This window comes from Cupriavidus necator (assembly GCF_040578825.1).
Lineage (GTDB): Bacteria > Pseudomonadota > Gammaproteobacteria > Burkholderiales > Burkholderiaceae > Cupriavidus > Cupriavidus necator_E.
This window is the reverse complement of record NZ_JBEFLI010000003.1, coordinates 179,712-194,185: the sequence shown is the minus strand read 5'-3', so window position 1 is coordinate 194,185 and position 14,474 is coordinate 179,712. Positions and strand designations below refer to the sequence as shown.

At 65.1% G+C, this 14,474-nt stretch carries 10 protein-coding genes and 1 pseudogene; 5 read left to right on the top strand and 6 right to left on the bottom strand.

All coding sequences use genetic code 11. The annotated features are described in order from the left end of the window. Positions 1-20: 20 nt before the first annotated feature. From AB1I47_RS03470 to AB1I47_RS03455, 4 genes are all read right to left on the bottom strand, one after another. A complete protein-coding gene (locus AB1I47_RS03470; protein WP_354682376.1) occupies positions 21-1,526 on the bottom strand; it encodes an efflux transporter outer membrane subunit in 1,506 nt (501 codons plus the stop codon). 399 nt (positions 1,527-1,925) lie between these two features. Further along, positions 1,926-2,396: a MarR family winged helix-turn-helix transcriptional regulator gene (locus AB1I47_RS03465; protein WP_354682375.1), complete on the bottom strand. Its 471-nt coding sequence runs from the start codon at positions 2,394-2,396 to the stop codon at positions 1,926-1,928. Between the two features lie 47 nt (positions 2,397-2,443). Further along, positions 2,444-4,036, bottom strand: coding sequence for a GAF domain-containing sensor histidine kinase (locus AB1I47_RS03460; protein ID WP_354682374.1), 1,593 nt, complete (start codon positions 4,034-4,036; stop codon positions 2,444-2,446). 115 nt (positions 4,037-4,151) lie between these two features. Then, on the bottom strand, positions 4,152-5,123 hold the full coding sequence (locus tag AB1I47_RS03455; RefSeq protein ID WP_354682373.1) for an NAD-dependent epimerase/dehydratase family protein: 972 nt from the start codon (positions 5,121-5,123) through the stop codon (positions 4,152-4,154). Positions 5,124-5,235: 112 nt separating this feature from the next. Between AB1I47_RS03455 and AB1I47_RS03450 the strand changes: the two genes are divergently transcribed. The 3 genes from AB1I47_RS03450 (at position 5,236) to AB1I47_RS03440 (ending at position 9,697) form a co-directional block, all read left to right on the top strand. Further along, the gene (locus tag AB1I47_RS03450) at positions 5,236-6,132 is read left to right on the top strand and encodes a LysR family transcriptional regulator (RefSeq protein ID WP_354682372.1); all 897 of its coding nucleotides are present in this window, start codon (positions 5,236-5,238) and stop codon (positions 6,130-6,132) included. A gap of 92 nt (positions 6,133-6,224) precedes the next feature. Beyond that, on the top strand, positions 6,225-7,367 hold the full coding sequence (locus AB1I47_RS03445; protein WP_354682371.1) for a mechanosensitive ion channel family protein: 1,143 nt from the start codon (positions 6,225-6,227) through the stop codon (positions 7,365-7,367). Positions 7,368-7,531: 164 nt separating this feature from the next. Next, the gene (locus AB1I47_RS03440; protein WP_354682370.1) at positions 7,532-9,697 is read left to right on the top strand and encodes an alpha/beta hydrolase domain-containing protein; all 2,166 of its coding nucleotides are present in this window, start codon (positions 7,532-7,534) and stop codon (positions 9,695-9,697) included. 128 nt (positions 9,698-9,825) lie between these two features. On the opposite strand, the gene ggt is transcribed toward AB1I47_RS03440, so the two are convergent. Both ggt and AB1I47_RS03430 read right to left on the bottom strand, forming a co-directional pair. Then, positions 9,826-11,433 (bottom strand): gamma-glutamyltransferase, encoded by a 1,608-nt coding sequence (ggt, locus tag AB1I47_RS03435; protein WP_354682383.1) that lies wholly within the window; start codon positions 11,431-11,433, stop codon positions 9,826-9,828. Between the two features lie 82 nt (positions 11,434-11,515). Then, positions 11,516-12,499 (bottom strand): Bug family tripartite tricarboxylate transporter substrate binding protein, encoded by a 984-nt coding sequence (locus AB1I47_RS03430; RefSeq protein WP_354682369.1) that lies wholly within the window; start codon positions 12,497-12,499, stop codon positions 11,516-11,518. Between the two features lie 120 nt (positions 12,500-12,619). Here AB1I47_RS03430 and AB1I47_RS03425 point away from each other — a divergent pair, with 120 nt between their 5' ends. Both AB1I47_RS03425 and AB1I47_RS33815 read left to right on the top strand, forming a co-directional pair. Next, the gene (locus tag AB1I47_RS03425; RefSeq protein ID WP_354682368.1) at positions 12,620-13,594 is read left to right on the top strand and encodes a LysR family transcriptional regulator; all 975 of its coding nucleotides are present in this window, start codon (positions 12,620-12,622) and stop codon (positions 13,592-13,594) included. Continuing rightward, positions 13,509-14,431: pseudogene (locus AB1I47_RS33815) on the top strand (aldehyde dehydrogenase family protein). The gene AB1I47_RS03425 and the pseudogene AB1I47_RS33815 overlap by 86 nt, the downstream one beginning before the upstream one ends. Positions 14,432-14,474 lie beyond the last annotated feature (43 nt).

Below are 14,474 nucleotides of genomic sequence, written 5' to 3'. Positions count from 1 at the left end.
ATTCGGTGGGCTGGCGGGCTTCATGATGCGTTCCTTGTTGCGGAGATCCTGGCCGCGCCCGTGTCATTGGCGGGCGCGGCAGCCGTTTCGTATCCGCCGCCGAGGGCGCGGATCAGTTCCAGGTGCAGCGTGCGTTCCTGGGTCTCGAGATCGATCAGCAATTGCTTCTGCTGCAGCACCTGGCCTTCGGCCGACAGCACCTGCAGGTAGTTGCCGACGCCGCTGCGGTAGCGCGATACGGCCATGTCGTAGGCCTCCTGCGTCAGTTGCAACGCCTGGCGCTGTTCGCCGGCGCGCTCGGCCAGCCAGCGCAGCGACACCAGCTGGTTGACCACGTCGTGCAGGGCGGTGACCAGCGTGGCGTTGTATTGCTCAGCGGCGGCGTCGTACTCCGCCTGCCTCACGCCGAGGTTGGCCCGCAGCCGGCCGCCGTCGAAGATGGGCAGCGAGAGCGCCGGGCCAATGCCGAAGGTGCGGCTGCCTGCCGTCAGCAGGTCGGACAGGCTCAGGCTTTGCAGGCCGGCAAAGGCGGTCAGGCTGATGTTGGGATAGAACTGGGCCCTGGCCGCCTTGATGTCATGGCTGGTCGCCTCTACGCGCCAGCGCTGCGCCACCACGTCCGGCCGGCGGCCGATCAGCTCGGCCGGCAGCGAAGCCGGCACCGCTGCCGCATAGCTGCCGCGCAGCTGCGGACGGCGGATGTCGGCGCCGGCGTCCGGACCTTTGCCCGCCAGCGCGGCCAGCTGGTTCTGCGTCAGCGCGATGACCTCATTGATCGCGGCGAGGCGCTCGCGCGTGGCCGGCAATGCCGCTTCGGCCTGCTTCATGTCGAGCCGCGAATCGAGTTGCGCGGCCACGCGCTGGCGCGTCAGGTCCAGCGTGTTCTGGCGCTGGCGATAGGTTTGCTCGGTCAGCGCGCGCTGCGCATGCGCGGCGTCTAGCTTCAGGTAGGTCCGCACCACGGACGTCGTCAGCATCAGTTCCGCCGCGTGGTAGTCGACTTCCGCGGCGCGGGCGCGATCGAGCGCCGCATCGAACGTCGCCCGGTTCTTGCCCCAGAAGTCCAGCTCGTAGCTGAGGCCAAGCTGCACGTCGCTGGACCATCTCCAGCTGCCCGCCAGCGGCCGCGGCGCAAGGCCGTTCTCGCTGAAGCGCTGGCGCGTGCTTCTGGCGTTCAGGCTGGCTTGCGGAGACAGCGCGGCTTCGGCACCGCCCGCCTGCGCATCCGCCTGGCGCACACGTGCCGCGGCGATGCGCAGCGTGGGCTGTCCGGCCAGCGCGGCCTCGACCAGCGCATCCAGCTGCGGATCGCCAAAGCCCTGCCACCACGCGCGCTTCGGCCATGCCGCCGGCGACACGGGCGTAGCGCCCAGCGACGCGGTCGCGGCAAGCCGGTTGGCATCGTCGATCGTGGCCTGCGTCTGCAGCCCCTTCATGCTGGCGCAGCCCGTCACAAGAAGGGCCGCGCTCAGCAGGCCCAAGCGCCGCAAGACCCGAACGGTGCGCGCTTTCAGCGGAATAGTCATCGCCGTTCTCCGGATCGTTGTCTGAGATCGTGTCGTGGCAAGATCACTGCCCAAAAAATCGCCAATCCGCCCTCGGTGGGAGGTTTCACGGATTCGCCTGAATGAGATAAACGTTGACGAGGGGCGCGCATTGCGCGATCCCGCGCAGCCATGAATCTGCCCGTAGCGATAGCAAGCAGGCCATGAGAGAAGGGTAGGCAGCGAGCGCTGCGAAACCCATTCTACGGACTGGTGGCGCTGCCCCTACATTGGCTTCGCGCGGCTATACCGGGGTATAAGGGGGCGCAGCGGTACGCCATCTGCGGCAGGTGCCTTCGGCGCAATAGTCATCGCATCTCCCGTTTTATCTGCTCAGGCGTAATATGCCTAGGCAGATAAATTTCCAAAAAAATGAGCGGCTCAGCTTTCGGCCGCCTTACCCTCGGCCGCATTAGCCTGGACGCGCTGGAGCAGGCCGCGCAGCATCTCCGCATCGGCTTCACTGAAGCCGGCAAGCAGACGGCGAAACGCCACTTCGGTACCGCGCCGTGCCTGCGGGAACACCGCCAGGCCCTGCTCGGTGAGTTCCACGATATAGCTGCGTCGGTCGGCCGGGTTGTCCACGCGGCGGATAACGCCTTTGGCTTCGATGCGATCCAGCAGCCGCGTCATGGCGCCGGAATCATAGCCGAGCAGCCGGCAGAATTCGCTAAGCGTGCGGCCTTTGCCCGACATGATGCTGTTGAGCACCACGAACTGGGCTGCCGTGATCTGCAACGGTTCCAGTTCACGCTCGATAGCGGCAAGGAAATGATTGCGCACGTCTGTGAGGAGATAGCCGAGTTCGCCTGAGCTCAGTTCCGTGATGACCGAACGTTTCTTTGCTTGCATGACAGCTCCCTGAATCCTCGACAAGATAGCTGCCTAGGCAGGATTTGTCAATGCGTAGCGGAAATGGGCACGGTGAACTGAAATACGGCGCCGCGAGGCACGTTCGCATTCAGCTGCAGCGTTCCCCCGTGCGCTTGCACGATTGAGCGGCAAATGGAAAGCCCCATGCCCATACCGCCGGCTTTCGTCGTACAGAACGGCTCGAAGATGCGCTCGATGTTCTCTGCAGCAACACCCGGCCCCGAATCGCGCACCGTGACAATGACGGCAGCCGGCTCATCGTTGCCGGTGCTGATCGTCAGGTCACGCGGTCCGTCGTCAGCCGCGCTCATCGCTTCAATGGCGTTGATGATCAGGTTCAGCATCGCCTGCTGGAGTTGCACCCGGTCGCCATGAACCAGCGGCAAGTTCTCGGCAAGCTCCATCCGCACGGACACGTGGTGTTTCATCGCCTCGCCGCGCGTCAGGGCAACGACCTCGTGAATCGCCTCGTTGATCTGCACCCACTCCTTATGCATCGGGGTGTTTTTGACGAGGCCGCGAATGCGGTTGATGATCTCGCCGGCGCGGCTTGCGTCTTTGGTGATACGTTCTAGCGCCTGGCGAACTTCCTCCAGGTTCGGCGATTGTGCGTCCAGCCAGCGCAGACCCGCCTCGGCATTGATGCCGCAAGCGCCGATCGGTTGCTTTAATTCATGGCTGATCGAGGCCGTGAGCTGCCCCATGGTCGTGACACGGTTTGCGTGCGCCAGCGCAGTCTGGATCTCGCGGTAGCGGCGCTCGCTTTCGCGCGCTTCGGCCTCCGCGCGCTTGCGCTCGCTCAGGTCGAGCACGAAAGCGACACCCTGGTTCCCGCCTTTTTCGAAGCTCGCCACGCCGATCAGCACGGGCACCCGGCTGCCGTCCTTGCGGAAATACTCCTTCTCGAACGGTTGCAGGCGGCCGGTCCGCTCCAGCTCCGGCAGCCATTGCCGGACATCGCGGTCGAGCCATTCCGGCGGGGTCAGGTCGGTCCAGCGCAGGCTGCCGGAGACGAGATCCTCACGCTCGCAGCCGACGATGCGGAGGAACGCGTCATTGGCCTCGATGATCCGGCCTCCGAGTTCCCAGATAAAGATGCCGATAATGTCCGCGTTGACCAGGCGCTCGATCTTCGCTTCGCGCTCTTCGAGTTGTTGGTTGACTGCGGTGAGCGATTCCAGGTCGGCCTGCAGCACGTCGCGGCACAGCAGCAGGAGTTTGTGGAAAGTCTCGCTGTAATCGTTTCTCTTTCTGTCAAGCACGCAGATCGTGCCGAATATCTCGCCATCGGGCCAACTGATCGGGACGCCCAGGTACGAGATCATCCCCAGCTTGATATCAGGGTTTGAATTCCATTCTTCGTCCTGCAGCGCGTCAGGGACCAGCAGCGGCTGGCGGGTCTTCATCACGGTCTCGCAATAAAGTCCCGTGTTCAAAGGCGCGGTTTCAGCGGGCTCGTAAGGGTTCCCTTCGGATTCGCTGGAGACGAAGACTCTGATGTTCGGAGGCTGTACCTGCATGATCAACGCGGAAGGAACGCGCATGATTCCGGCGAGCAGATCGACAATCTCTTGCCATTTCCTGACGGTTTCAGGGGGTACCTGGATTGCGTGCTGCATGGTCGCTATGGCGCTGAGGATGAGTGCTTATCTCGGCTTAAATGGTAGACCTTGTTCAGGCCGATTGCGACGTGACCTTGGCTTCGCAGAGGTCTACGCACCGAATCATGGCCGTTCAGGCTGAAGCTTCGGCCACAGACCCAGCCCTGCGCACCGCCGCCAGCGTCTGGCGGATGCCCTCGGCGTAAGGCGTCTTGCGGATCGGGCCGATCAGCCGTTGCAGCGCCGAGTCGTCCATGATCAACGGGTCGGTCATCAGGTAATGCATTTCTACCAGTTCGCGCATGAACGGGTTGAACAGGCCCAGCAGACGCAGCATTGCCTTGCCGGCGACGCGCAGCTTCAGCTTGCTTCCGGTCTGTCGTTCCATTTCCAGCACAAGGTCGTGCTGCGTCGTGACGCCGGCACCCGCAAGGTGCCAGATCTTGCCGAAGGCCGCCGGGGTGTCGATCAGCCGGGCGACAACCGGTCCCACGTCGGGCACAAAGACGAACTCATGCGGCCGGTCGATCGGCCCGATCAGGTCGGCCGTGCCGCCATTCACCGCTGCCTGCGCGGCGCGGTGCAGCAGGCTGGCCTCCACGCCAGGGCCGTAGAAGTCGGGCAGCCGCAGCACCGTCGCATGGATCTGCCCGCTGGCGTCGGCCTGCATCAGCAGGTCTTCCTGCGCCTTTCGCATGCGGCCCTTGAAGGTGTGGGGCGCGCGCGGATGGTCTTCGCGAAGAGTTTTGCCGCTCTGCACGCGGCCATAGGGGTACACGGTGCCGATCAGGATGAATTGCTTGACGCCAACGGCTATGGCGGCATCCAGGGTCTTGCGCATCAGCTCGGGGTGTAGCTGGAACTGCCAGTAGTCGACGCCGACCATGTAGATCAGCGTGTCGATGCCGCTGGCAGCTGCCTGCACCGAGGCCGGGGAATCCGGGTTCCAGGCAACGATTTCGGCGAGCGGGTCGTCACCGAATGCCTGGCGCAGACGTGCTTCGTTGCGGCCGACCACGCGATACGGCTGTCCCTTGCTGCGCAATGCGGCGGCCACGCTGTGGCCAATCGCGCCGGCTGCGCCGAACAGAGCGACTCTGGGCATGGTGATTTCTCCTTGTAGCTGGTACTGGTTTGCGATTGCCCTCAGTTTGCAAACTCTGGTGCCAAAAGGAAATTCCCTATAATCGCGTGGTCGCTAAACAAAAATGTATAGCATGCTCAACAGCGAACCGAACTGGGAGTGGTACCGGACCTTTCTTCATGTGCTGGAAACCGGCTCGCTGTCCGCCGCCGGCCGCGCGATGGGCCTGACGCAGCCGACCGTGGGCCGGCACATCGACAGCCTGGAGGCCGTCCTGGGGCTGAAGCTCTTTACCCGCTCTTTCGACGGGTTCGCACCCACCGACGCCGCGCACGAGCTGAGGCCCTATGCCGCTGGCATTGCCGCGACGGCAGCGGCAATGCGGCGGGTGGCCAGCGGCCACGGCTCGGGCGTGCGCGGCACGGTCCGGGTGTCGGCCAGCGAAGTCATCGGGGTCGAAGTGCTGCCGCCGATACTCACGGCACTGCGCGATGCGCATCCGGAGCTGGAGATCGAGCTGGTCCTGTCGAACCAGGTGGACGACCTGCTGCGTCGCGAGGCGGACATCGCGGTGCGAATGTTCCGGCCGGAACAGGAAGCGCTGGTGGCCCAGCGAGTGGGCGGGATCGAATTGGGCCTGCATGCCCATCACAGCTATCTGGCAGCCCGTGGCGTGCCCGAATCGCTGGACGAGCTGTCCGGCTTCACGCTGATCGGCTTCGACCAGGAAAGCGCATATATCCGCCGCCTGCAGGAACAGTTCCAGGCCTTCTCGCGCGACAGCCTGGCGTTTCGCGCTGACAGCGACCTGGCGCAGCTCGGCGCGATACGGGCTGGGTTCGGCATCGGCGTGTGCCAGTCGGCGCTGGCGGCGCGGGACAAGCGGCTGGTCCGGATCCTGCAACATCAGTTCTCCATGACGATGGATACCTGGGTCGCCATGCACGAGGACCTGCGCGGCAGCGCCCGATGTGCGGTGACGTTTGCCGCGCTGGCTTCGGGCTTGCATGCCTACGTGCAGGGTGCCTAGCCGGATGAGGAAAAACCGAAGGCGGAACCTTCCGCCCGCTCGTCGTGTCGCTACCTCCATAGTCGCGCAACCCCAATGAAACAAGACGCCCCATGAACCTTCCAACCCTTATCGATCACCCGTGGTTCGGCACATGGGCGGCGGCTCTGATCGCTGTCATCGCCGCGCTGATCGCGCATCGCCTTGGCGGGCTGCTGCTGTTGCGGATCACCCGGACCGCGCCGGTGCTGCATGCCATCGTGATCAAGGCACGCGCGCCATCGAAGGCAGTCTTGCCGCTGCTGGCGTTGCAGACGGTCTGGCAGGCCGCGCCCAACGATCTGCGCTGGATCGACAGCGTGCGGCATTTCAACGGGCTGCTGATGATCGTCGCAACCACCTGGCTTGCGGCGCGCATGATCGCGGGGTTTGCGCAAGGGGTGCTGGACCGGCACCCGGTCGATGTGGAGGACAACGTGGGCGCGCGGCGCATCCACACCCAGACCCGCGTGCTGTCGCGCATTGCGATGACGCTGGTCGTGGTGATGGGCGCGGCAATGCTGCTGATGACGTTTCCCGGGGCGCGGCAAGTCGGCGCCAGCTTGCTGGCGTCGGCGGGCGTGGTCGGGCTGATTGCCGGCTTTGCGGCCAAGCCGGTGTTCAGCAATATGATCGCCGGACTGCAACTCGCGCTGACCCAGCCGATCCGGCTCGATGACGTACTGATCGTCGAAGGAGAGTGGGGCCGCGTGGAGGAGATTACCGGCACCTACGTCGTGCTCCGGATATGGGACGACCGCCGTCTGATCATCCCGCTGCAGTATTTCATCGAGAAGCCGTTCCAGAACTGGACCCGCAATAACGCTCAGCTGCTGGGATCCGTGTTCTTTCACGTGGACTACGGCATGCCGCTGGCACCGTTGCGCAAGGAGCTGGAGCGCATCGTCCATGCAGCGCCTGAGTGGGACCGCCGCTTCTTCAACCTGGTGGTCACCGATGCCACCGAGCGCACCATGCAGATACGCGTACTGTGCACCGCGGCCTCGTCCGGGCTGGCGTGGGACTTGCGCTGCGTGGTGCGCGAAGGACTGATCGACTTCATGCAGCGCGAGTTTCCGCAGTTCCTGCCGCGGCTGCGAATCGAAGGCGAGGGCCCGGCGCAACATGGCGGCGCACGCCATCTGCATGGCGCTGCTGCGCGTTTCCGGGATGGCGTGGAAGGCATTGCCGAAGCTGAGCGCAGCGCAGCACTGTGAAGGTGAGGACCTCACTGAAACAGGCTCTCCGCGATCGACCTGCCGCGTCGATAAATCCATCCAAACAATCAATTTATCAGCACAATCCAAGTCTTCTATAGTCGAGTCGCCTCCCGCAATTCCGACGGGAACCATTTTAATAACGACGAGACGAGGAGACACCGATGGAAGCACGTGCACTCGGGCGGCACGCGATGGCGCTCGCCCTGGGCGGCGCCACGGCCATCTTGCTGTTGGCCGGATGCGGTGGCAGCGATGGCGGTGGGGGCGGAGGCTCAGGTGGTGACGGTACACCGCCGCAGACGCGCACGCCCGCACTGACACTGAAGATCACCGGCACGCAGGACTTCGCCGGCAGCTACGGCAGCGTGGGCCAGTATGAGCAGGTGACGGGCACCATCACCGGCGAGGTCGATCCCAAGGATCCCAGGAATGCGATCATCCAGGACCTGGCGCTGGCGCCGGTCAATACCAATGGCATGGTCGAGTACACGACCGATTTTGTCATGCTCAAGCCCAAGGACATGGGCAAGGCGGGCGGTGTGCTGCGCTACGACGCGCCGAACCGCGGCAACATTTTGACCATGCCGAACCCGGGCACGACGCCCAGTGACGCCGTCTATTTCGAGCGCGGCTACGTGTTCCTCTATTCGGCCTGGCAAGGCGATGTGCCCAAGTCTAACCCGGCGCGCCTGACTGTCACCGTGCCGGTGGCGAAGAATACCGACGGCACCTCCATCACAGGCCCGTATCGCGCCGAGCTGGTGCCGACCACGGCAACCGCGTCGATGTCGCTGCCCGGCGGCGTGTTCAATGGCTCGATGATCCCGTACGCGCCGGCCAGCCTCGACAACACCCAGCCCGGCTACTCGCTGACCCGGCGCATCAACGAGACCGACGCCCGCGTCGCGATTCCCGCCAGCGACTGGAAATTCGCCCGGTGCGATGGCGCCAACCCGTTCCCCGGCACCGCCGATCCGGCCAGCATCTGCCTGCGCGGCGGCTTCGATCCGCAGTATCTCTATGAACTGGTCTACGTGGCGAAGGACCCGAAGGTGATGGGCGTGGGCCTGGCCGCGCTGCGCGAGGTCGTCAGCTTCTTCCGCAACAAGGCCGTCGGCAGCGCCGGCACGCCCAACCCGATCGCCGGCCGCATCCGGCATGCCATCGGGCAGGGCACGTCGCAGTCGGGCAATGCGATGAAGACGTTCCTGCATCTGGGCTTTAACCAGGCGCTCGATGGTTCGAAGGTGTTCGACGGCATCTACGCTCACGTGGCCGCGCGCCAGACCAATATCAACACGCGTTTTGCCGTGCCGGGCGGCGGTGGCGGGCTGCGCACCGACCATACCGCGTTCGGGCAGACCGCGCCGCGCGCGCTGGACAAGGACTATGTCGACGATGTCGCCGGCACGACCGGCGGCGTGATGAAGCGCTGCGCGGCCACCAGCACCTGCCCGAAGTTCTTCCTCGGCCTGTCCGGCACCGAGTTCTGGCAACTGCAGGGCTCGCCGGTACTGACCGACGCCAACGGCTTCACCGACCTCAAGCAGCCCGACAACGCCCGCATCTACTACTATGCAGGCGCCCAGCACGGCGGCCCGGGCGGCACGGCCAGCATCAACTATGTGCCGACCCGCAACGTCTATCCTGCCGGCACCGTCATTCATTTCAACGACACTTTCCGGGCGCTGTTCCTCGATCTGGAGGATTGGGTGGTGCGCGACACGGCGCCGCCGCCGAGCCAGGTGCCGGCGTTGGCCGACGGCACGCTGGTGCGGCCTTCGGCGCTAACGGTGCCGGTGATGAAAGGGCTGACGTGGCCGGTGTCCGGGGTGCAGACCGCGATTCCGGAGTTCCAGTACCTGGGCCGTTACAACGGCTACCCGCTGCTGGACTTCGGCCCGCAGTACCGGCGCGAGGATGAATCGGGCATCGCGTCGATCCTGCCTCCCGCTTATCTGAACCGCGACTACGCGATCCTGGTGCCGCAGCTCGATGCCTCCACCGGCATTCCGCGTGCCGGCATCCGCAGCGTGGAAGCACGCGCGCCGATCGGCACCAGCCTCGAGTTCAACTACGTGGCCGCGCCGGGGATCGTCGACTTGTCCAACCTGACAGGCGCGTTTATCCCGTTCCACAAGACCGAGGCGGCGCGCCAGGCCGCGGGGGACAGCAGGCCGTCGCTGGAGTCGCTGTATACGAACCAGGCCGGGTATGTTGCGGCGGTTACGGCTGCGGCCAATGAGCTGGTGGCGCAGCGCTTCCTGCTGCAGCGCGATGCCGATGCGATCATTGCGCGCGCGGTGGCGAATCCTGTGTTGCCGTGACGTAGGGCGCTGCTTGGCCATAACGCGAGCAGCAGGCTCCCCTCTCCCGCCTGCGGGAGAGGGGTGTGGGTGAGGGCAGGCGCTTACCGAAGCCACGGCAATGCCCAATACCGACAGCCCCACAACCCTCAATCCACCACCGTCTCCAACGCAACCCCATCCCGCCCAGGATCCGCCCCGCCATCAAGCTCTCCATTCACCAACCGGATCGCATGCACCCACGCGATCGTATAGTTGTACGGATTGCGGATCACCTCATAACCTTGCGCTTCCAGCTCCTTGGTGAGATAGCGCGGAATCCGGTTGCACACGTCGATGGCATTGCTGGTCGAGGAAAAGCGCGGCGCCGACACCGCCGGCTGCATCGCCATGCCGAAATCCACCACGTTCAGAATGGCCTGCAGCACACCCATGGCAATCTGGGTACCCCCAGGCGCGCCGAGAACGATCTCCGGCTTGCCGTCCCGGAACACAATCGAAGGACATGACGACGTAAAGCGCCGCTTGCCCGGAGCAATGCTGCCTGCCCGGCCCGGCCGCGGATCGAACACGCCCATGCAGCCGTTGTGCAGGAATCCAAGTCCCGGCGTAATCACGCCCGACGGCATCGCCAGCGAATGCGTCAGTGAAATGCAATTGCCATCGCCATCCACCACCGACAGGTGCGTGGTATCGCGCGGCACCACATGGCCGGGATTGACGCGCGGAATGTCGATCTTGTCGCCGGCATGGATGCGTTCGGCAAGCTCGCGCGCATAGCCCTTGTCGAGCAGCCGCGCGAGCGGCACTTCGACGAATGCCGGATCGCCGACGTGGAGGTCCTTGTCGCGCGTCGCGGCCTTCATCGCCTCGCAAACGATGCGCAGGTATTCGGGTGTGTTGTGGCCGATCTCCGCCAGGTCGAACTGCTCGAGGATATTCAGCATCTCGATCAGCATCACGCCACCGCCCGGCGGCTGGTTGGTGGTGATCGTACGGTCGCGATAGGTGCCGCCCAGCGGCGCCGTCCGTTCGACGCGGTATGCCGCCAGGTCCTCGCGCGACAGCAGGGCGCCGTTCGCCTCCATGTCCGCGACGATGCGATGGGCGATATCGTGCAGATAGAACGCATCCGCCCCCTCGCGCGCGATCTGCTCCAGCGTGTTCGCGAAATCAGCATTGTGCAGCGGCGTGCCGATCGTCTTTGGCGAGCCGTCCTCGCGGCAGTAAAGGCGCCGACCGTCCTCGCTGTATGCCAGGCGTTCCAGATTGCTGGCGCGGCCAAGCGTGGCCACGTCGATCCAGAACGCATACATCCCCGGGCGCACGAAATAGCCCTCGCGCGCCCAGCGGATCGCGGGCGCGATGACTTCATTCCAGGGCAGCCTGCCGTAGCTCTGGTGGATCGCCTCCAGGCCGCGCAGCGTGCCGGGGGTGGCGATCGACTGATAGCCGATGTCGTTGACGCGGTCCTTCACGAAGAAGCCGAAGCCGTCGCGCGCCTCGCCCTCCAGCTTGTCGGCCCACATGTCGGGCGTGGCACGCGCCGGCGCGGTGGCGTGGAAGTCGACATATTCGTGCGCCTGTTTCGACGGCATATACACCGCCGCGGTGCCGAACCCGGCGATGCCGCACATCAGCGGATCCACCACGGTCTGGGCAAACGCGCAGGCGACGGCGGCATCCGCCGCATTGCCGCCGGCCCGCAGGATTTCGATGCCTGCTTCCGCCGCTTCGGGCTGCGGGCAGACGACCATGCCTTTTTTCATTGCTATCTCGGGATTCAGGTGTTGTGACAGCTGCGCGCGGCGGCCGCCGGGGCCACCGCGCCTCGTCGGTTCAGTTAGCCCGCAGGTTCAGGTCACCGATGGCGTTCTTCCACTTGACCGTGTCGCGCACCGTCAGCTCACTGAGCTTGCCGACGGGACCCGGCATCGGCGTGACCTGCATCGAGCGCAGCTTGTCGACGACGGCGGGTTCCGACAGGAACTTCTGCGTGGCGGCATGCATGCGCTGGATCGATTCGGCCGGCGTGCCGGCCTTGGCGGCGATGCCCGACCAGCCGATGTCCTCGAAGCCCTTGAGGCCGATCTCCGGTGCCGCGGGCACGTCGGGCAGATCGGGCACGCGCTTCGCTGCAAACACGACCAACGGCACCAGCTTGCCGGCGCGGATTTGCGGCAATGCCGTGCTGACTACCGGCGCCATGACCTGCGTTTCACCGGAGACGGTGGCGATGACACCGTCAGGCTCGCCCTTGTAGGGGACGTGGGTCATGCGGAATCCGCGCTGCTTGAGCAGCATCTCCACCACCAGATGGGTCGAATTGCCGAGCCCGGACGAGGCGAAGTTGATCGCGCCGGGTTTGGCGCGCGATGCCTCGATCACGCTGTCCAGCGTGCGGAAACCGCTCTGCGGATTGGCGACCAGCACGAACGGCACATTGGTCAGCGTCGCGACCGGCGTGAAATCCTTCTCGGGCGAGTAGGCCAGCGGCGCATAGGCGAACTTGTTCAGCACCATCTGCGACACGCCCGCAAGAAACAGCGTGCAGCCGTCCGCGGGTTGCGACAGCACCCACTTGGCGGCGATGACGCCACCGGCGCCGGGCTTGTTCTCCACCACCACCGTGGTGCCGAGTTCCTTGCCGGCATGCTCGGCCCACATGCGGGCGATGGTATCGGTGCTGCCGCCCGCCTGCTGGGACACCACCAGACGGATGGGCCGGGTCGAACCCGCCTCGCCGCAACTCCATGCGGGCGCCATCAGGCCCAGGCCAACCGCGGCCGCCGCCAGGTGCGAAACAACTGAGAGTTTCTTCATAGGTAGAAAACCTGAAAACAATGTGAGAAAACCGAGCATGTTGAGAACTCCCGCACATTATTGGATTGGCTTACCATGTGCGCCAGTGAATTGTTCCGATGGATGTATTAGTAAACACTCATGACTGACCCTGCGGATAGCGTGGCCTGGGCGCGCCGGTTACGGATGCGGCACCTCGAATCCTTCCTGATCCTGCTGGACGCCGGGACGCTGTCCGCCGCCGCGCAGCGGCTGCACATGACGCAGTCGGCGATGTCACACTGGCTCGGCGAAATGGAAGAGCTTGCGGGCGCGCGGCTGGTCGTGCGTGGGCGCCGGCTGCAGCTCACGCCGGCCGGTGACGCGGTCCGCAAGCTGGCGATCCGGGTGCTGGGCGAGGTGTCGCGCGCGCATGAGGAACTGGGCTCCATTGCCAAAGGGGCGGTCGCACGCCTGCATGTGGGCAGTGTCTTTGCCGGCGTGGCGCACCTGATCCCGCGCGCCATCGTCAGCTTCCAGCAAGCGCGGCCCACTGTGCAGATCCAGGTCACCGAAGGCACCTTCAACACGTTGCTGGAGCGCCTCGAGCGGCGCGACTACGACGTGATCGTCGGCTCTATCGACGCGCGCGCCTATGGCCCGCATCTGGCGCACGAGGTGCTGTTCGAGGACGGCATCGGCGTGGTCGTGGGACGGCATCATCCGCTGGCCGCGCGCCAGCGCATCGCCTGGCGCGACCTGTTCGCCTATCCCTGGGTGATGCCGCCGCGCGAGACGCTGATGCGCACCCGGCTGGACACGGTGCTGCTGGAGCGCGGCGCGGCCGGCCTGCAGCCACGCGTGGAAACCGGTTCGGTGCTGACGATCGAAGCGGTGCTGCGGGGCACCGACTACATCGGTGTCTGTTCAGACGCGATGGCGCGCCATATGGAAGCGCTGGGGCTGCTGCGGGTGCTGCCCGTGGCCGACGCCGAATCGTTCGGCCCGGTGGGCGCCGTGTGGCGCCAGGGCGGGGCCGACGAGGTCGTGCATGCGTTCGTGCGCAGCCTGCGGGAGGAAGCGGCACGCATGGGGCTGGGGGAAGGGACAAGCCAGGGGGCGATCCAGCCGATCTGACAGAAAACGCCTCTGGCCGTGTGGAAATCAGGGCAAGAGCAAGAACCGCTTCATCATCGCCGTCAGCTTGGTTTCGATCAGATCTCCGTCGAAGCGCAACGGCCCCGGGTCGGTCAGCAGGGTCAGGGTAAGCGTGCCCACCACCATTTGCATGACGATCCGGATTTCAGACTCTGACCCCCTGCGCGTGCCGCTGGGCGTGGTTGGCGGCATCGTGCCGTGGAACTTCCCGCTGGCGCTGGCGCTGTGGAAGGTGGCGCCGGCCTTGCTGACCGGCAATACGATGGTGCTCAAGCCATTGCCGTTCACTCCGTTGACGACGCTGAAGCTGGGCGAACTGCTGCGCGACGTCTTGCCGGCTGGCGTGCTGAATGTCATCAGTGGCGGCGATGCCCTGGGGCCGTTGATGTCGTCCCATCCGGGCATCGACAAGCTCAGCTTTACCGGCTCGACCCAGACCGGCCGCGCCGTGATGGCCTTCGCAGCGGTCAACCTGAAGGCGCGTTTGCCAACAACGCGCAGTACTGCCTGGCGATCAAGCGGCTGTATATCCATGAGGATGTCCATGACCGGCTGGCGCAGGCGCTGGCCAGGCTCGCGCGGGAAACCCGCGTCGGGCCGGACGACGCACGGCAGGAAGCGCCGGTCGATGCTGAGGCTTCAACGGTCGCGTGCAGAGCACCCCGGCACCGGCGCACCATTGCGGTGTCGTATCCGATCCTCGTTTCCTTATTGCAATGTCGTTCCCCAAGGTTGCAATGGCTCGCAGCAGTCCACACCTGCCCACGCTACTGCCGACCCTGTACGCCGTCTTCTGCCGGGAGCGATTGTTGCTAACCTTTCCTATGGTCTATGTTTGCTCTGTAGCATGGGCGCGGCT